This is a genomic window from Acinetobacter sp. YH12135 (assembly GCF_013418565.1).
GTDB classification, from domain to species: Bacteria; Pseudomonadota; Gammaproteobacteria; order Pseudomonadales; family Moraxellaceae; genus Acinetobacter; species Acinetobacter towneri.
This window is the reverse complement of sequence record NZ_VPBU01000011.1, coordinates 18,003-37,234: the sequence shown is the minus strand read 5'-3', so window position 1 is coordinate 37,234 and position 19,232 is coordinate 18,003. Positions and strand designations below refer to the sequence as shown.

Annotated in this window: 17 protein-coding genes, 3 pseudogenes and 1 other annotated feature; of the genes and pseudogenes, 5 read left to right on the top strand and 15 right to left on the bottom strand. The window is 42.4% G+C overall.

Going from position 1 to position 19,232, the window contains the following annotated elements; genetic code table 11:
• Positions 1-7 precede the first annotated feature (7 nt).
• The 4 genes from FTU70_RS07890 to nudC form a co-directional block, all read right to left on the bottom strand.
• Entirely contained in the window at positions 8-1,291 is a 1,284-nt protein-coding gene (locus tag FTU70_RS07890; RefSeq protein WP_180060412.1) for an NAD(P)/FAD-dependent oxidoreductase, read from the bottom strand.
• The gene (locus FTU70_RS07885) at positions 1,288-2,274 is read right to left on the bottom strand and encodes an acyl-CoA desaturase (RefSeq protein ID WP_180060411.1); all 987 of its coding nucleotides are present in this window, start codon (positions 2,272-2,274) and stop codon (positions 1,288-1,290) included. The genes FTU70_RS07890 and FTU70_RS07885 overlap by 4 nt, the downstream gene beginning before the upstream one ends.
• A 138-nt stretch (positions 2,275-2,412) precedes the next feature.
• A complete protein-coding gene (locus FTU70_RS07880) occupies positions 2,413-2,961 on the bottom strand; it encodes a lipocalin family protein (protein WP_180060410.1) in 549 nt (182 codons plus the stop codon).
• Between the two features lie 120 nt (positions 2,962-3,081).
• Positions 3,082-3,849: an NAD(+) diphosphatase gene (gene nudC, locus FTU70_RS07875; protein WP_180060409.1), complete on the bottom strand. Its 768-nt coding sequence runs from the start codon at positions 3,847-3,849 to the stop codon at positions 3,082-3,084.
• A gap of 388 nt (positions 3,850-4,237) precedes the next feature.
• Here nudC and FTU70_RS07870 point away from each other — a divergent pair, with 388 nt between their 5' ends.
• Positions 4,238-5,761: a cryptochrome/photolyase family protein gene (locus tag FTU70_RS07870; RefSeq protein ID WP_180060408.1), complete on the top strand. Its 1,524-nt coding sequence runs from the start codon at positions 4,238-4,240 to the stop codon at positions 5,759-5,761.
• A 3-nt stretch (positions 5,762-5,764) separates the two neighbouring features.
• Entirely contained in the window at positions 5,765-5,917 is a 153-nt protein-coding gene (locus FTU70_RS07865) for a DUF2256 domain-containing protein (RefSeq protein ID WP_078194309.1), read from the top strand.
• Here the strand turns inward: FTU70_RS07865 and FTU70_RS07860 are convergent.
• From FTU70_RS07860 to FTU70_RS07850, 3 genes are all read right to left on the bottom strand, one after another.
• The gene (locus tag FTU70_RS07860) at positions 5,914-6,168 is read right to left on the bottom strand and encodes a TIGR03643 family protein (protein ID WP_078194347.1); all 255 of its coding nucleotides are present in this window, start codon (positions 6,166-6,168) and stop codon (positions 5,914-5,916) included. The genes FTU70_RS07865 and FTU70_RS07860 overlap by 4 nt on opposite strands.
• Before the next feature lie 158 nt (positions 6,169-6,326).
• Positions 6,327-6,728: a hydroxyisourate hydrolase gene (gene uraH, locus FTU70_RS07855; protein WP_004981585.1), complete on the bottom strand. Its 402-nt coding sequence runs from the start codon at positions 6,726-6,728 to the stop codon at positions 6,327-6,329.
• Positions 6,729-6,738: 10 nt separating this feature from the next.
• Positions 6,739-7,227, bottom strand: a complete 489-nt coding sequence (locus FTU70_RS07850; protein WP_171521832.1) for a heme-binding protein — start codon at positions 7,225-7,227, stop codon at positions 6,739-6,741.
• A gap of 105 nt (positions 7,228-7,332) precedes the next feature.
• Here FTU70_RS07850 and FTU70_RS07845 point away from each other — a divergent pair, with 105 nt between their 5' ends.
• Positions 7,333-8,004, top strand: coding sequence for a heavy metal response regulator transcription factor (locus FTU70_RS07845; RefSeq protein ID WP_005177241.1), 672 nt, complete (start codon positions 7,333-7,335; stop codon positions 8,002-8,004).
• A complete protein-coding gene (locus tag FTU70_RS07840) occupies positions 8,001-9,383 on the top strand; it encodes a heavy metal sensor histidine kinase (protein WP_180060434.1) in 1,383 nt (460 codons plus the stop codon). The genes FTU70_RS07845 and FTU70_RS07840 overlap by 4 nt, the downstream gene beginning before the upstream one ends.
• 23 nt (positions 9,384-9,406) lie before the next feature.
• Here FTU70_RS07840 and FTU70_RS07835 read toward each other — a convergent pair whose 3' ends face one another.
• The 7 genes and pseudogenes from FTU70_RS07835 to FTU70_RS07805 form a co-directional block, all read right to left on the bottom strand.
• On the bottom strand, positions 9,407-10,111 hold the full coding sequence (locus tag FTU70_RS07835) for an ABC transporter ATP-binding protein (RefSeq protein WP_078194313.1): 705 nt from the start codon (positions 10,109-10,111) through the stop codon (positions 9,407-9,409).
• Positions 10,104-11,327, bottom strand: coding sequence for an ABC transporter permease (locus tag FTU70_RS07830; RefSeq protein ID WP_078194314.1), 1,224 nt, complete (start codon positions 11,325-11,327; stop codon positions 10,104-10,106). Before FTU70_RS07830 ends, FTU70_RS07835 begins: the two co-directional genes overlap by 8 nt.
• Positions 11,324-12,556 carry an efflux RND transporter periplasmic adaptor subunit gene (locus FTU70_RS07825; RefSeq protein ID WP_171502409.1) on the bottom strand — a complete coding sequence of 411 codons (1,233 nt, stop codon included), beginning with the start codon at positions 12,554-12,556 and terminating at the stop codon, positions 11,324-11,326. The genes FTU70_RS07830 and FTU70_RS07825 overlap by 4 nt, the downstream gene beginning before the upstream one ends.
• Positions 12,557-12,990: 434 nt before the next feature.
• Positions 12,991-14,019 (bottom strand): transposase, encoded by a 1,029-nt coding sequence (locus tag FTU70_RS07820; RefSeq protein ID WP_081402506.1) that lies wholly within the window; start codon positions 14,017-14,019, stop codon positions 12,991-12,993.
• 19 nt (positions 14,020-14,038) lie between these two features.
• A pseudogene (locus tag FTU70_RS07815) lies at positions 14,039-14,530 on the bottom strand (IS3 family transposase); the annotation flags it as partial.
• A gap of 79 nt (positions 14,531-14,609) precedes the next feature.
• Positions 14,610-15,851, bottom strand: a complete 1,242-nt coding sequence (ltrA, locus tag FTU70_RS07810; RefSeq protein WP_004826931.1) for a group II intron reverse transcriptase/maturase — start codon at positions 15,849-15,851, stop codon at positions 14,610-14,612.
• A 551-nt stretch (positions 15,852-16,402) separates the two neighbouring features.
• Positions 16,403-17,125 (bottom strand): annotated as a pseudogene (locus FTU70_RS07805) (IS3 family transposase); the annotation flags it as partial.
• Positions 16,721-16,837 (bottom strand) — a sequence feature (AL1L pseudoknot). Its footprint overlaps the pseudogene before it by 117 nt.
• Positions 17,126-17,172: 47 nt before the next feature.
• Between FTU70_RS07805 and FTU70_RS07800 the strand changes: the two are divergent.
• Positions 17,173-18,081 (top strand): annotated as a pseudogene (locus FTU70_RS07800) (IS256 family transposase); the annotation flags it as partial.
• Positions 18,082-18,249: 168 nt separating this feature from the next.
• Here FTU70_RS07800 and FTU70_RS07795 read toward each other — a convergent pair.
• Positions 18,250-19,128 (bottom strand): LysR family transcriptional regulator, encoded by an 879-nt coding sequence (locus FTU70_RS07795; protein WP_180037010.1) that lies wholly within the window; start codon positions 19,126-19,128, stop codon positions 18,250-18,252.
• Positions 19,129-19,232 lie beyond the last annotated feature (104 nt).

Genomic DNA, 19,232 nt, shown 5'->3' with positions numbered 1-19,232 from the left:
TGTGCTCCTAGGCGGCCTGTTCGGCCTGTTTCAATAGCTGATCGACTACCCATGATGCGCTACGCGCCCCATCCTCATGAAAGCCCCAGCCCCAGTAAGCACCACAGTATGAAGTGCGGTTTTGGCCGTTGACCTCGACCCAGCGTTGCTGTGCTTCAATCGCCGGGGCATCAAACACTGGATGACGGTAATGTCGTTCTACCCAGACTTTTTTCGGATTCAGGGCAAAATTAGGATTCAGGGTGGCAAAGACTTGGGTTTTGCAGTTCAGGTTCTGCAACTGGTTCATCCAGTAGCTAAAGCCATAATGTGTGCCACTGTGCTGGAATGGCGTCTGTTCAGTGGCCTGAGTCGGCGTGACGTGTACATGCCAGCTGGCCCACTGGCGACGGGATTTGGGCATGATAGAGGTATCGGAATGTACCACCATGCGGTTATCCTGATAGCGGAACTTGCCTAGCACGTCCAGCTCCTGCGCGGTCGGGTCTTTCAGCAGTTCCAGGCTGTCATCGGCGTGGTTGGCGAAAATCACCCAGTCAAAACGCTCGCTACCTTGTTGGGTTTCAATCAGTACATCATTGGCGCTGCGAGACACCTGATGCACAGCAGTTTTACGGAAGGTGATATTGCACTGGGCTTGAATGGCACGAACGTAGCGAGCTGATCCACCCTTGACCGTCAGCCATAAAGGACGGTCTTTGAGCTGCAACATGCGATGATGCTGGAAAAAGCTCACCACAAATTTATAGGGAATCTGTCCGGCCTGTTCCACCGGACAGGACCACAGCGCTCCACACATCGGATAGAGATGTTCATGACGGAAGGCATCGCTATAACCATGGTGATTTAAATACTCATCAATACTTAGCTGTGCATCGACCTGTCCCACATCCAGATCTTTATTGGCCGCATAGAAACGGAACAGATCCGACAACATCGCGCGAAAATCTGCATTAAAAAAGTTTTGAGGTCGGAACAATAACGAGAATTTTTTTGAAGGATTGTACTGTAAGCCACTGACCTGATTATTCACCGAAAAGCCCATGTCACTGCTTTGCGATTGAATCCCAAGTTCTTTTAGCATGGCGCAGAACAGCGGATAGTTATGCTCGTTAAACACAATAAAGCCACTGTCCACCGCAACCTGTTCACCATCGATATTCAGCTGATGGGTATCGGTATGACCACCAAAGTAGTTATTCTTTTCAAAGACTGTGACTTCATGCGCTTTGCTGAGTTTCCAGGCAGCATACAGACCGGAAATACCTGAACCAATAATTGCAATTTTCATGGTGATTCCTTTGAATGAATAGTCGGAGTGCCAGTCTTGGCAGCTTTTTTCTGTTTTCGAGCCCGGGCAATTTTACTGACGTCATAGACACGTGCCGGAATGGGCTTGAGTCCCCAGACCAGCCCGAACAAAGACATGAGTTTCAGCAGGTAATAGGTCACATCAATCTGCCACCAGTAAAAACCCTGCCGGGTACTGCCGGCATAATAATGGTGATTGTTGTGCCAGCCTTCGCCCAAGGTAATGATCGACAGGAATAAATTGTTGCGGCTGTGATCATCCGTGTCAAAATCTCGGCTGCCATAATGATGCGCCAGTGAATTGATACACAAGGTGGCATGGATCAGTAACACGGTAGACACGACAAAGCCCCACACTAGCAATTGCAGGCCTGATGTACCAAGTTGCGGCCAGGTGATGGCCACCCACTCCCCGAGTGCATAAATTCCTCCCGCGGTCAGCAGCACCACAATTAAACTGAAGCGGTCCAGCCAGATCAGTTCCGGATATTTCAGCCAGTCCTTGATCACTTCTTTACGCGTGGCAAAATTATATTCATTTAAAAACCAGCCGACATGGCTGTACCAAAAACCATGTGTTGAGGAGTGTGGATCTTGTAGTGTATCGGTATAGCGGTGGTGATAACGGTGATGGGCCGCCCACCAGAGCGGGCCACGCTGCGCACTCATGGTACCCATCAACACAAACAGGAACTGTACCGGACGCGAAGTCTGAAAAGTTTTATGTGACAGATAACGATGAAAAAAAGCGGTGATGGAAAACATGCGGATCAGGTAGAACAGCAGCATAAAGCCAATCGCAAACCACGACACTCCCACCCAGAACACGGCGAGACAGGCTAGATGTAATAGAATAAAGGGTAAAATCCTCAGCCACTGAATCTTGCTGTTTTCAGCCGTCAGTGTTTCGGGCGCTGTGGGTGTAGACCAGCTGTCTATCCATCGCATCAGACTTTTCAACATGGACTCATCCTATTTTCAAGCGATTGTCTTTATTCTATTTGATGAGTGTAATCAGTCAGATATGAATTTTATGTGAAATGAAATAAAAAAAGCCGAACTGTGTAGAGAGAGTGGTCAGTTCGGCAAAAGGGTAACAGATTAATGAGGCAATTTGATCAGTTTTGTGATGTCATAACCATAATATTTTGCTGTATCCAGATAGGACTGATAAGTGGCTTGATCCAGTTGCGGTTCACGTGACAAAATCCATAGGTATTTGGTACTCGGTCCACCGACCAGCGCCACTTTATATTCTGGGTCTACTCGTAATACCCAGTAATGCCCTTTGGTAAACGGAATCCATCTTAAACCTGGCGGCAAAAAGCTGACTTTCAGTTTGCTGTTGCCCTGATTTTGCGGATAGGCCACCCCTTCAGAGCTTATCATTTCACCATTTTCAATCCGGCAGCTATTTAAGACGTCCATGGTCTGATCGGCATTGACAGTGTATTGTGCCGAGATATTCGATACGCATTTACGCTGAAAATACATCGGTAAATGCGCAATTTCATACCATTTACCAGCATACTTCTGGATATCAACCTGATCGACTGCCTGAGGTGGAACCGTTTCAGCTTGCGTAGTAAAGCTTAAGCTGATTATCGCCAGCGTTGTCGCTGCCAAAACAGACTTGAATAGCATCTTCATTTTTTAGCCTTGTTTGATTTTAGGCTTAAGATAACTCAACAGCATGTGAACAAAGCGTGAAGACGAAATGATGTGATTCAGGAGGCGTGCTGCTAAAAAAGTCCTAGACTGGTTTCCGGGTTAAAGCCATTCTTTGCTGTCATCTGCCACAGGGGTACCATGCATCACATGCTGAATCATGGCATAGGCAATACTGCCCTTGAACGGAATTTCGGGTAACTGATCAAATTTGAAAAACTGCGCATCGCTCAGTTCATTTTCCTGAATTTGAATGTCCCCTGTATGATATTCCGCCTTGAAGGCCATCATCAGATTGCTGGGAAACGGCCACGGCTGGCTGGCCAGATATTGAATGTTTTTGATCTGCAGCCCAACTTCTTCTAGGGTTTCACGGCGGACTGCCTCTTCCAGGGTTTCTCCGACTTCAACAAAGCCGGCAATCAGACTGTACATTTGGGTTTTATTGCGGGCATTTTTTGCCAGCAGAATTTCATCTTCGCCCCGGGTAATGATGGTAATCACACAGGAATTCACCCGTGGATACTGGTTATAGCCACAGGATGGACAGACCATGGCATACTGGCTGGCGTGTTGCTGGGTGGCATGGCCGCATTTACTGCAAAAGCGGTGGTTACGGCGCCATTCCAGTAACTGTACCGCACGGCTGGCCTCTTCAAATTGTGGTCTGTTCCAGACTTGCACTAGTTGTCGGATCGGAACCAGCTGATAACCTTCAGGCACCGGTTCGTCTTCTTTCAGGTCACGAGCAATGATCTCGCCATTTTCCGTCAAGTTCAAGTCGTGCTGCAGTTTGGCTACCTGCGGCAACTGAAAATGCTCATCCACCAATAATTGCTGCTGTCTAAAAATATACGCTTTTGAATGCATGCTCGTGAGAATTCCCTGATTAAAAAAATCCCATACTGGGGATGTATGGGACAAAACTAAGGAAGCTTACATGGAGTAACTTCTAGCCAGATACTAGGTGCACGCCACCTAAATTACAAGCATAATAATTTGTATCTTTTTGATTAAAATCACATAATTTTCACACCAATTATGAACTCAGAAATCATGCAAAGTAAGTTTCATCAACTGGCTTTAGCATTGTAGAGATGAACAGTCTTTTATTGCAGCAATTATGATTCCTATGCGATGTCAGAGGATCATCTGGTCGAGTTGAATTGGCTCAACATGTGGGTTGATTTTTATTTTCACAAAAAATTGAACTGGCTGGCTATAGACTAGGCTATCTTTGATCGGGTCTGGAAAGGCTATGCGTTTCGGTTTAATTCTGGGTGACCAACTTCATCATCAGCTCGCTACGCTTAAAGCGCTGGACCGTACCCGGGATGTGATCCTGATGGCCGAAGTGGTTGAGGAAGCGACTTATGTCGCCCATCATCCGCAGAAAATTGCCCTGATTTTTAGCGCGATGCGGCATTTTGCCAAAGAGCTCAAAGCGAAAGGCTGGCGTGTACGTTACCATGCCTTTCAGTCCGGCAGTCCGATTCGTAGCCTGCTGGATTTCGTACAGGCACAGCAACTGCTCTTCCCCGTCACAGAATTGGTAATGACCCGATGCGGGGAATACCGCCTGCAGCAGCAGATTGAACAGCACTGGAGCCAGCAGCTGCAACTGCCGGTACAATGTCTGGATGACGATCGTTTTTTCTGTAGCCCGGAACAGTTCCGGCACTGGGCCAGCCGTTACCAGACGTTGCGCATGGAATATTTTTACCGGGAAATGCGTAAACAGACCGGTTATTTGATGCAGAGACAGCAGCCACTTGGACAACAGTGGAACTATGACAGCGCCAATCGCAAGGCATGGTCAGGCACTCCACCATTGCCTCCAACACTTCATTTTGAACGCGATCAGATTGATCTGGATGTACTGGAACTGGTTGAGCGCGAGTTTCCGCTTCACGCTGGCAGCCTTGACAACTTCCGCTGGGCCACCACACGTAGCAATGCTCTGCTTGCACTGGAGCATTTCACTACCCACAGTTTGCCGCATTTTGGAGATTATCAGGATGCCATGGTTCAGGGTGCAGACATGCTGTTTCACAGCCTGCTCTCGCCTTATCTAAATTGTGGTCTGTTACTGCCCAAAGAAGTCTGTGATGCGGCAGAAGCTGCCTACTATGACGGTCATGCACCACTGAATGCAGTGGAAGGTTTTATCAGGCAGATCCTCGGCTGGCGCGAATATGTCCGCGGAATTTACTGGCTGTACATGCCGGAGTATGCCAGCCGCAATGCGCTACAGTACTCAACACCGTTGCCACAATTTTACTGGACTGGCCGCACTCAGATGAACTGCATGGCTGAGTGTTTCCGTAATACTTTTCAGCATGCGTATGCACATCATATTCAGCGTTTGATGGTGACTGGAAATTTTGCCTTATTAACTGGTGTAGACCCGCAGCAGATTAGCGAGTGGTATCTGGCAGTATATGCCGACGCCTATGAATGGGTAGAACTACCGAACACCTTGGGCATGGTAATGCATGCCGATGGCGGGTTGATGGCCAGCAAACCCTATGCCGCTTCAGGCAATTATATCCATAAGATGTCGGATTACTGCAAGCACTGTAGCTACAATGTCAAAACCCGTACCGAACCAGACAGCTGTCCTTTCAACAGCCTGTACTGGTATTTCATGATCCGGCATGAAGCGACATTCCGTACTCATCCACGTATGTGCATGATCTATCGACAGCTGGACAAGCTTAAAGATCGGCCTCAGATTATCAGCCATGCCCAGCAACTTCTTAGCCGGATTGATGAGTTATAAACCATGAAAAAACAGCATTTTCCTGAAAAAATCTGTATGCACTGTTTGCGTCCTTTTACTTGGCGCAAAAAATGGCAACGCTGCTGGGAGGAAGTCAGATACTGTTCTGAACGATGTAAACGTGAGTCCAGACAGCGGTCAAAATCAAACGCTTAGAAACGCTTGTATTGCCGTGAACAATAGGCCCGTATCACGTCGGGTGAACGCAGTTGCAGATGTTTGGTTTTTCGGCCGGTGACGCGTCCACGCCACATTTTAAAACTCGATGCTTTCATATTTTGCCGCATCAAGCGGATCACCGCCGCTTCATTTAAACCATACTCACATAAAATAGCTTCAAAAGGAGTTCTATCTTCCCAAGCCATTTCTATAATTCTGGATAAGTCCTCTTCAGAAAATTGATTCATACCATTCTCGTTTTTAATCATCACGAAGCGTCAATAAGCTTTATCGACTTTAATCTGACTAAAAGAATAACAATACAATCATGAATTTTTTGTGATTTTTCTCTAGTTTACGGACTCAGCACGAATAAAAGGGCTAGTTAAACTAGCCCTGTTAAGTCTTAGTTACCTCTATAAGTCGAATATCCATAAGGACTTAAAAGTAGAGGAATATGATAATGGCTGACACTTCCATCTACCTTAAAAATTACAGGAACTTCAGGAAAGAAAGTATCTTGCTTATTTTTTTTAAACCAGTCCTCAGTTTTAAAAGTAACTTTATAAATACCGGCTTCAAGCTTCTGATTTTCAGGAAACAATCCAGTAATACGGCCATTAGGACCAGTATATTGCTGATTTAACTTCACCCATTTATTCCCAGTACTTTTTTCGAGTACCACTTCGACTTGAGCTGAGGGTAGACCATTTTCTAGATTCAACACATGCACACTTAAAGGGTTAGTTTGTGCGAAAGTCATTGAGGTCAACAATAGTGTTGAAAGTGGCAATAATTTTTTAAACATGATGAATTCCTTAAGGATTGAAAATAGACTTAACAGCTGTTTCAGCGCAGTAATGGTCATTTTTTGCACCCCCTGCTCCGGCAACGCCAATGGCACCGACCACCTGATTTTCATAACGCACAGGTAGGCCGCCACCCAACAGCAGTAGATTAGATAAGGTGGTTAAATTTTTTGCATCCTTGTTTTCATTGGCATTTTGACTTAACAACATAGTCGCCGTTTTGGTCGATAAGGCGGTATAGGCTTTCTTTTCAGCTGCGCCCAAATTATGCGGTCCGACAGTTTCATGCCTGTTTGCCATTAACGTATTTCCGCCCCGATCCACCACCACCACAGCGATATTGTGCTGTATTTTTTGACACGCAGTCACCGCAGCATCCGTAAGAGTTCGTGCTGACTGAGAATCAAGTGAATAAACTTGATTGAATTGAACGGATTGTGCAAAAGTACTGCTACTCATCAGCATTACTGTTGCAATAAGCCCTTTGAGTTTGTTCATCATGATTGCCCTGAATTAAGTTTTAAAAATCTTATACAACCTGAATGATTTGAAGGATGACAATCACATTACAAAGTTGTCATCTTTAAAATGAGTCTGAACAAAATGTGTATTCTAATTATCGAAGATGAAGCGAAGATCGCCTCATATCTGGTTAAAGGGTTAAATGAATCTGGCTATGAGGCGCAATGCGTCCATTCAGGACTAGAAGGTTTGGAAAAGTTAAAGATGCATGCATATAGCCTAGTCATATTAGATGTAATGTTGCCCGATATTGATGGCTGGGCAGTCCTGAAAGTCTTGCGACAATTTTCCCAAATTCCGGTCATTTTTCTTACAGCAAAAGATCAGGTGATTGATCGGGTCAAAGGTTTGGAACTGGGCGCCGATGATTATCTGGCCAAGCCTTTTTCTTATATTGAATTACTGGCCCGAATTAAAAGTCTACTTAGGCGCCAGCAGTATGCACAGGAAAACCAATTAGAAATTGCCAATCTGAAATTGGATTTGATCCATCATAAAGTCTGGCGTAACGAGCAGTCGATAGAACTCAGTAGAAAAGAATTCAACCTTTTGCGCTTTCTGCTGCGCCATCCGAATGAAATTATTACGCGCAGGCAAATAGCTTCTGAAGTCTGGCAGATCAATTTTGATACCGATACCAATTTTATTGATGTAGCGGTAAGGCGTTTACGTAGTAAAATTGATGAGGGACATGATATAAAGTTAATTCATACTGTTCGCGGTTTGGGCTATAAAATTTCGGCAGAGAAATAATGTTGAAACCGATTCGTTCGCTAGAACTCCGATTAACACTCTTGGTTACAGGGTGTGCTGCAATGGTCTTGTGCGGTGTAGCATTTATGACCTATCTGGGTATCAACCAGATTTTAATTGCTCAGCAAGATAGGGCTTTGATTGAGCGAATTGAGCGACTGGAAATATTACTACAAGACAGTAGCAATATTGAACAGATTATCGCTCGCCCGAAGCTGTATCAAAACATGTTGGGAAATCAGGATAATTTGTTTTTATTGATTCAGGGTGATCAGGCGCTGATCAGCATTAATCCTCTTGGCATTCCTCTACCTGAATTTACCCATCAGCCCCAAATTCAATTCCAAGATTTATCGGCGCATGCTTATCCCACCCGCATTGCCTGGAAAACTATTCAAATTAATCGCCAGCCGTATCTGTTAATTGCAGGCAAACAGTGGTCTGAACGTTTAGGCATCATTGCACCTTTTCAAAAGAGCCTTGTCATTTATGTTTTCACAGGTATCTTGGCGATTTTCATCCTTTGTGCTATTGCTAGCCATCTGGGATTAAAAGTATTAAGAACCCTGCGAGAACAAACCCATGCGATAAATATTCAGCAACTTGAACAGCGACTCAATCTGCCCTATCCCCCTCAAGAGATTGCACAACTAGCCTCCGATATCAATGCCATGCTCGACCGTATTGAGCTGGGATATAGCCAGCTGAATCGTTTTTCAGAAGACATTGCGCATGAATTTAGAACACCATTGAATAATTTAATAGGACAAACCGAAATTTTACTCATGAGTGAACGCAGTCCCGTACAATATCAGGAAGTGCTGATTTCCAACCTAGAGGACTATCAACGCTTAAAAAGAATGATTGACAGCATGTTATTTCTGGCACGTGCAGATGCGCAGAAGGTTTGCTTAAACAGACAAAAAATCCAACTTCAATCCTTTATAGAAAATATCTTCAGCATTTTTGAGTATCAAGCCGAAGAACAACACTGCAATTTTGTTTTAAAGCTTGAGGCAACTGAGCTATTGGCAGATCCAGAACAGTTACAACAAGCTCTGTATAATCTGCTCTCCAATGCCCTGATTCATGGCGGCAAGCACCGGACTATTTATGTGCATAGCTATCGAAAGATCATCAACAAACTGCCTATGATTGCGCTATCGGTCGTGACCAGTGGTTTAGAAATTGCCCTGGAACATTTGCCGCATATCTTTGAGCGATTTTATCAATGCAGTTCCAGTAGACAAAGTTATCATCAAACAGGTGGTTTGGGACTATCCATTGTGGCATCTATTATGACGCTTCATCAAGGGATGTATCAGGCGATTAATAGCGCAGAAGGTATATGCTTTGAACTGCTTTTCCCAGATACGTGATTCACATTCACACTGAGCTTATATCATTTTTTGGAATCACTCTGAATTCTCCCATCCACCAAATTAATGGTTCGATCACAGGTTGCCGATAATCTAGGATCATGAGTCACCAATAATACTGCACAGCCATGTTCGCGATGAACTTTACGAAATAATTCAAACATTTCCGCAGCAGTTTGAGTATCAAGATTACCTGTCGGTTCATCGGCCAACAATAGTGCAGGCTGAGTAATCAGTGCACGTGCAATCGCTATGCGTTGCTGTTGCCCTCCAGAAAGCTCATTGGGTTTACGGTCAGCGAACTTATCTAACCCTACAGCGGCCAATAATTCATGGGCATATTGCAACGCAGATTGATCTGGCTTACCTTGCTTCAGCATTAATGGCATAAGCACATTATTTAAGGCAGTAAAGGCCTGTATAAGATGATGGAATTGAAACACAAAACCTATACTGTTGCCACGTAATGCTGTCCGAGCCATATCATCCATACGACTTGTTGCCTGACCCAACAAGTACAACTCACCACAGCTAGGCTGATCTAATAAGCCAAGAATATTCAGTAAAGTACTTTTGCCTGAACCAGAAGGACCAATTAATGCAGCAAAGTCATTCCGTTGAATACACAGGTCAATTCCATGTAATACCTCCACTTCATTAGGTTGCCCAACATTATAGGACTTTCGCAATGCTTCTAAACGTAGTACTTCCTCAGATGAATCAGACATGACGAATTGCCTCCACAGGATCGAGTGCAGCAGCCCGACGGGATGGTATTGCAGCAGCCAAAACTCCCGTTAAAGTCGCCAAGAATAATGCTGACAAGATAAGCTTGATTGAAATCGAAATATAAAACAAGCCGGGACCAAACTGATTAAATCCCCAAATTAGACAATAACTGACAACACTACCAAGCATCGAACCAAGCAGACCAAAAATTGCTCCCTGAAATAAGAAAACTCTTAAAATTTGCGTTTGTGTAGCCCCAGTTGCACGTAAAATACCGATTTCCCGAGTCCGTTGCACCACACTCACCGACATCACACTGGCAATTCCAAAAGCGACTGAAATCCCTACAAAAACAATAATCATGTTGGTCGAAAGACTTTGAGCGGTAATCGCATTCATTAATTGAGCATTGGTTTCAATCCAGCTTTCTGCTTTTAATCCAGCCAGGCGTCCAACTTGTGAGGCAATTTGCTCCGCCTGAAAAATATCTTGGATCGTCAGATCAATCACTGTGACCCCACCAGGCAAATTAAGTAAAGATTGCGCCTGTTTCAAATCCAGATAGACATAGCGCGCATCCAATTCACGCACGCCCAGTTCAAATATTCCAGAGATATTCACCACTGCATTTTTCTGTTGCCCAGTATCTAATCTTAATTTGCTCCCGACTTGCACACCCAAATCTTTGGCTAATTGACGCCCAATTAATACATTATCCGCACTGACCCGTAATTCACCACTCACCATATATTGCTTCAACGGAATAATCTGTTGATAACGTTCAAGGTTGATACCAACCAATGCAACAGATTGAATTGCATCTCCGCGCTGTACAAATGCAGGACCAGAGACCACAGGAGAAACCGCAGTCAACACCGGTAAATGATCTAAAGTCCCAGTAATCTGCTGCCAATTATTAATAGAACGTAAGCGTTGTGCACGCTGATCTTCTAGTAACAACTGAAGTGTTCCTGCTGCTGGTGGCACAATATGATTCACCTCATCTGGTGAGAGCAAACGAATATGCGCTTGTGTCCCTAAAGTCCTTTCTACAATATTCGATTGTAAACCCTGAATTAAGGCGCTAATGAACACAATGACCGCTACCCCCACCGCGACGCCAATGGTAATCATCATCGACTGTGTGCGACCCTCTCGCAAAAAACTGATTGCGATGGTCCACTCGGTCCAAAGTCGCCTAAAAAAGTTTTTCAATCGAATTTCACCGGTAATTCATTTTTGCTATTTTTCTGATCCGTTTGACTCTGGAAAACACGTTTAGTTTTCTCTATTCGGACACGAGTTCCATCTTTAAGCACTGATTCTGCATCGGTAAGGACGTGATCACCTTCTTTCACTCCAGCTACAACTTCAGACATAACCAAACCACGTAAACCCAGTGTGATAGGATGACGTTGAATTTTTCTATCTCTTACTAAAATAACCATAGCCTTGTTGCCACTTATACTGCTTAAAGCATCATTTGGAATGACCAAGGTTCGCTCGCGCTTGTTGGTTTCAACATTTACCGATACCGTCATGTCTTGACGCAGAAAACCTGGGACTGGATCAACTGTTAATCGGACGTCTACTGTGCCACGTTGAGCATCAATACTTGGAGCAATAAAATTAATATGGGCAGGAAAAGATTGATTTGGATAGGCATCTGCAATCACTGCGGCTTTTTGTTGTAAAGCCAGCAGTGGTAAATTTCGTTCATCAAATGGCACTCGTATTTCAGTCGCACCATCCAGTGCAATAGTGAAGAGAGTCTGACTCGGTTGTACCAGATCCCCTGGCTCAACATTACGCGTTAAAATAATACCTGAAACTTCTGCACGAATTTTGGTCTTGGCAAGTTGCGCTTGTAGTGCAGCGAGTCGTTCGCGTAATTTTGTCTCTTCAACTTTATTTGGGGCAAGTGAAGCAACTTTTAATCGAGCTGATTCCAAATTATTACGGGCGAGTCTTTCTGCCTCTATCGATTTCTCCCTTTCCTCTGCTGATAATATTCCTGATTCGGTATTTCGTCTGCGTAACGCCTCTCTTTGAGCCTGTTCTAATTGTACTTTGGCATTCGCTAAATCAACTTCTGCTTGCGGGCGTCTAGTGGTTTCGAGTTCTTTTAATTCAGCTTCTGCCTGCCGCACTTGCGCTGAAATTTCATCAGATTTCAGTACTAAAAGAATATCCCCTCGAGAGACCCGATCTCCCTCTTGAACCAATCGCTCAAGAACAACCCCTGTAATTTCACTACCAATCTGAGTCCGAGATACTTTCTCTACCCGTCCTGAAGCGACAACTGTTTGAATCAATGGACTAGATACGACTTCATAACTAGGCAGCAATGGTCCTTGCCACCAGCGATATGTAGCAAAACTGACAGCTAAAACCAGTAGTATGATCATGATCCAAGGCTTATAGTGGGTAACAAGCAATTCCATTCTCCAAGCCAGATTAAAAGAAAGTTTTTTAATCGAATAATTAATTCTTAGTTAAATATATATGAAAATGGCTTTGTTGCATAAACATTCAACAGCTAATTTCCCGCTAATATATTCAAATTTAAGTAACAACTTGGGTGTGAGGTCTTCGTTTTTTCACAAGATATGCGATGAATGTCTGATTATTTGTAGTCATAAATTTAGTCCCCACTTGTTTTTAAGTGGGGACTAAATTAAGGCTTATAGTATGAATTCATAGATTTGACTTTCATCAAGAAAAGTTTTTATTTTGAACCGTACCGGGTTTGTCGGAGACTTTTTTATTTAAGTTAGGCCACCTGACCTGAACCGTACCGGGTTTGTCGGAGACTTTTTATTTAAGTTAGGCCACCTGACCTAACGGATTAATCTTATCATATAGGACTTACGCACTATTATTTAAAGATTCTCTGTGGTAGCAGATGATTTTTATCGAGAATAAAGTCATCAATGAAGCTTTTGATAATTGGTCTAAATAATTTCTTCTGCCAACGATATACATTTTCAAAGATCCGCTCAAACTGGTTCTTTTGTATCTCAACGTAGGCCATCAAGGCTGAAAAAATATGATTCAAAATCAGTTTAGATCGTCTTACCTGAAACTTTTCAATATGACAAACCTGTTTAATAACCCGGTGATATTGCTCTATTTTCCAATGACTTGAATGTAATTCATGAAAACCCTCAAAGGACAATAAATCATCTTCATCTTGATGTACAATATAAAACCTCTGCTGTTCTTTTAACTGAGTCTTAAATAATTGTACAAAGCCAAAATCTTTGAGCCAAACCACTTGACCCTGATGGAAATCTGGCAATAAACGCAGTTGAAACCATTGTCCTTTTTCTGGGGAAACCTTACGGTTACAGTCGATACCAAACATAAATCGAATACCATATTTTCTTATGGTTTTTAGATTTCCAGTCGATGAATACCAACTATCACCTGTAATAAATTGAATCTTTGCACCCCAACTGAGTACTTCACTTAACATATCCATAAAGTAATCATTCTTGGTTTTACTTTCAGATTTGTCATAAATTCGGAAATTAATTGGAATATTTTGACCATTTTGATCTGTCGCATACAAGGTAATGAGATTAATACCCTTGACGGATCGGTGGTGTTTGCCTGACCAAAAATAGCTAACTAAGTCCATATGTTGACTATATGGTTTATCTAAAACAGTATCATCAATACTGACTATAAGTTTATTATTATCAATATGTTGAATTGATTCTTGATATAGGTCGTGAGGTGTGTAGTCTTCACGCTCTAGAAAGCGATTTACACTATCATGCGAGATATTATAAGTCTCGGCAAGTTGTGTGCAGCTAATAGAGTTCGGTTCTGTCATGAGAAAGCCCATATAAATGGGTAATGTACAAGTTGCTGTAGAAGCATGTTTAATTCGTCTGATCACAGATACTTTATAAAGTATTTTAATACTTTTTTGAATCCGTCAATGCGTAAGTCCTATCATAGTAGATTGCTTCAAAATCAAAAGGTGATACATAACCCAGTGCACTATGTACACGTTCTTTATTGAACCAATCTACCCAGTTTAGTGTCGCAAGTTGTACATCTGCTAAACCTTGCCAATCTGCTTTTAAATATTCAATCACCTCTGTTTTGTATAAGCCATTCACCGTTTCAGCCAAAGCATTATCGTATGAATCACCAGTCGTACCGACTGATGCTCGTAAATTTGCTGCTTCTAAACGATGGGTATAACGAATGGAAAGATATTGCACACCTCTGTCGGAATGATGAATCACATTCTTTGGCATGCCTCGGTCATGCAATGCTTGCTCCAATGCATCGAGCACCATGTCTGTATTCATACGTGTTGATACTTTCCATCCAACAATTGCTCGTGAGAACACATCAATAATAAAGGCGGTATAGACCCAACCTGAATTGGTTTGAATATACGGGTGAGTAGACCAAGGGAATTTCACCCTTAGCCCCTCGCAGAACCGGACATGAACCTCTCAGCTCATCCGGCTCCCATTATCCAACCGATGGTAAACATCCCATTTTCCAGTGCACAAAGGCATTTGGAAAATCACGCGCAAGTCGCCCTAAGGCATATCTAGCCCGTCTTTTATGACGGGCCAAGTTTTTATACTTACGCCTCATCCAGCGTATAAGATAAGCATTCATGTGTTGCCAGATCGCTGACATTGCTGAACCATGGAATCGACCATAGTATTGCTGCCAACCTTGAAGAATTGGATTGAATATTGCAGATAAATCACTTAATTCGCGATTACACATCAGATGTAGATGCCATTTCCGAATAGTCTGTCGCATTGCTTTAAGTGCATCACGACTGACTGCAGGAGAGAAATTTACATAAACTCTTTTATACTTGTCCACAGCCTTACGGGGCCTAAACGTGTACCCGAGAAAAGTAAATTGAACATCGGGATATGCTTTACGACGATTAATATCTTGGCAATAAACAATCTTTGTCTTGTCTGGATGCAATTCGAGACCACATTCACGAAATCGTGCATCGATCTTTTGTAAAACAAGTTTGGCTTGAGATAAACTCCGACAATGAATTACGCCATCATCTGCATAACGGCAGAACCGTACACTTTGAAGATGTTTCGTAATCCACATATCAAAAGCATAATGCATAAATAAATTCGCCAATAAAGGACTCACAACACCACCTTGTGGTGTGCCGCGATTCCTTTCTAAAAGATGGCCATTTATGTGTTGCATTGGTGCTTTTAACCAACGTTGCACATATAAAAGAATCCATGGAATTTCACAGTGTTTCTTGAGTGCACGCATTAGTAAATCATGGTCGATGTTATCAAAGAGACCTTTGATATCAAATTCCACAACCCAGTCATAATCCCAACTTCGTCTCCTCACTATCGCAATTGCATCATGGGCAGAACGCCCCGGACGATATCCATATGAGTTTGGATGAAATAATGGATCAATTTTCGGCTCTAATAAGAGCTTAACTGCTGTTTGCGCGACTCGATCTGCAACTGTTGGAATACCTAGTATACGCACGCCACCTGACTTCTTTGGAATCGGAACAGCCTTAACTGGCGGTGGAAAATAACTGCCAGAACAAAGTCGATTCCATAGTTTGTATAGGTTGTTCTTTAAATGCTTTTCGAATTGCTCAATAGATTCATGATCAACGCCTGGAGCGCCACCATTCTCTTTGACTTTTTTAAATGCCTCCCAGATTAACGCTTTAGGAATGTTAAATGGTTTGGTCATAAAGTTTTGCTCCTCCTGCTTGCACAGTTGACAAATCCGTAGACCTGGATAATGCAACCCCTTCGCTCCATTACCATTACAGTAACTTCAACACTACTACGAGTTGCTCCGCCCCTTGGTGACGCATTGCTATTATCAGCCTTGCCTTTTGAGCTTGTGCCTTTCGCTTGACATCGCCACCGAAGGTTCCCGCAGTTCAACGTAAGAGCCTGAATTAGGATCGCGCTGCCTCTACGCCGGACACCGAATGGCCCGTAAGCAGGTAACGGCCAAACTAATCGCGGGGTAACTTCCATCCCCGGTTTTGATGTCATTTGAGTACTTTCGACACTTGAACGGCAGTTCACTGTTGTTCGCCTTCCTAATTCTTACCTGACATCTCTACGATGCCTTTTCCATAACGCTCACGACCGGGACTTTTGATCCAAGCCGCTTATGGTGGTTTGCTACCTGCTCCTGCAAGCCGATAGCGAGGGGCCATACCCTCATCTCTTACGCCGCTTGCTGCGGCACACTGAAGTCAGCGACCTGAGAAGCACTGCTTCGCAAGGGTCAGGCTGATCTGCATTAAAATTGCGTTTTACTAAGTCATCTGCTCGTTTTTGATCATCTCGGCTACGGGTGGTTTGTTTATTCTTACCACGCCAAACACCTTGTATACCTAGCTTCTGCATCAATCGAGCAACTGTACAACGTGCGATAACATAACCTTCACGTTTCAATTGTTGCCAAACCTTACGCACACCATATCGACCTAAACTTTCTTTCCAAATATGTTTGATTTGCTCTGCATGATGTAAATCATGCAGAGCACGTTTCGCTCGATGTTCTGGGTTATCAACGAGATCTAAAGCCCGATAATAGGTCGAAGCTGCAATCGGTAAAATTCTACAAATCGCTTCAACACCATATCGATCTTTATTGTTCTGGATAAAATCCACCATTATTAGTGTGGGCGGTCGAGCTCCGCCTGGGCGAAAAAAGCGGCTGCTTTACGTAGAATCTCATTGGCGCGTTGCAGTTCTTTATTTTCGCGTTCGAGTTGTTTGATACGTTCTTGGTCTGAAAGCTGCTGTACTTTAACTGGATTTTGTTTATCTAAATATTTTTGATACCAAACACGAAGTGTTTCAGGAGTACAACCCTTGCGCAGCATGCTGCTCAGGTGCAATAGCTGTGATTGCAGCCCAATTCGATGGATAATCTTTTTCGGATTCAATCAATAATTGAACCGCTCTATCTCTGATTTCAGGGGTGTATTTTACTTTTTTCATCGGGACATTCTCTCAAGAAAAGTGGTCTCCGACAAACCCGGTACGGTTCACAAATGGATAGCCAAATCCTATCCCTATACGCCAAAGGCATGACGACACGAGATATTGTTGCTACATTCAAGGAAATGTACGATGCGGATGTCTCCCCAACGCTTATTTCCAAAGTGACGGATGCAGTTAAAGAACAAGTAATAGAATGGCAAAATCGACCATTGGATGCCCTTTATCCTATTGTCTATATGGATTGTATCGTGGTGAAAGTGCGTCAAGATAGTACGATTATTAACAAAGCGGTGTATCTAGCATTAGGTGTCAATACAGACGGACAGAAAGACTTATTAGGTATGTGGATGTCAGAAAACGAAGGTTCTAAATTTTGGCTCTCAGTCCTTACAGAACTGAAAAATCGTGGTTTAAAGGATATTCTGATTGCCTGCGTAGATGGACTGAAAGGCTTTCCTGATGCGATCAATACAATTTACCCTGATACGCATATTCAGTTGTGTATCATCCACATGGTACGCAACAATCTTAAATATGTGAGTTGGAAAGACTACAAAGCTGTCACAGCCGATTTAAAAAAGATATATCAAGCTGTTACAGAAGACGCAGCCTTACAAGCTTTAGATGAATTTGGACAAAAATGGGATGAGAAGTATCCTCAAATCAGCAAGTCATGGCTTGCCAACTGGTCGAATCTAAACACGTTTTTCGCTTATTCTATGGATATTCGCAAAGCGATTTACACGACGAATGCGATTGAATCATTGAACAGCGTTATCCGCCATGCAACCAAGAAAAGAAAAATCTTCCCAACTGATGATTCCGTGAAAAAGGTGGTATATTTAGCAATTATGGCAGCAAGCAAAAAATGGACGATGCCTATTCAGAATTGGAAAGCTGCTATGAATCGCTTTAGTATCATGTTTGAAGAGCGTGTAACCAAGTATTTTTAAAACTGTATTTACACAGAATTATTTACACCCTCTTCAGTTGAGGGATAGTTTAAGCGTTTACACAGTTTTATTTACAGTCTCATTATCAATTGACTTGTTCCTCTTATGAAATATCAACAGCTCCTTTACAAAGTTTATTAAATAGTAGAAATACAATTTCAAAGATTTCTAGAAATCACTCATGTATTCTAAAATCTGCTGAATATATTCATTATTATCTATACTTCGATAAGCCAATGTAATTGGGCTAAATGCCTCCTCATCTAGGATGGGAAGAAACTTTAAGTTTTTTATACCAATCGCGCTTGCACTTTTTGGAATAATACATACTCCCTCACCTGATGAAACCAATCCGAGTGCCATATGAATTTCCCTTACTTCAGTCAAATTTTGTGGTATTAGATCTAATTCAGAGAAAATATTTTGAATAAACGTTGAAAAATTTGGTTTAGGGGTATTAGGGTACATATATATGATTTCATTTAATATTTGTGATAAGTAAATGCCTTCATGATGATAGTGACCTAATGCATGTTCATTATGTACTGCAAGTAAAAGCTTTTCATGTTCTAGAATTTTTCTTTTTATTGAAGGATCACTAATTCCTAGTCTTCCAAATCCCATATCAATTTTTCCAAGTTTTAAAGCTTCAACTTGATCTCTTGTTCCACACTCAACCAACTCAACTTTAACACCACCAATGTGGCTTCTAAGATAATCAATTAATTCTGGTAATTTCCAGTAAAATAAAGAACTTACATATCCTATTCGTACTGTTTTATCGGTTACTTTATATCTATTTACCATTGATTTAGCATGTGCAGACAAGGTTAATATTTGAACAGCATACTGATAAAAATATTGTCCTACTTCTGTTGTTTTTACTGGACGTATTCCTCGTTCAAATAATGTTACCCCTAGTTCAGCCTCTAAATTTTTAATTTGACGCGTTAAAGGAGGCTGTGCCATACACAATTTCGAGGCAGCTTTAGTTATACTTTTTTCTTCTACTACAGCTACAAAATATTTTAAAGTTTTCAGTTCCATTGAATCGCCCCATTAAATACTTTTTAAGTATATTAAAATACTATTTATAGCCTATTTTCGCAAAATAAATTCAAATATGGTATGTAATATCGAATAATGGATTA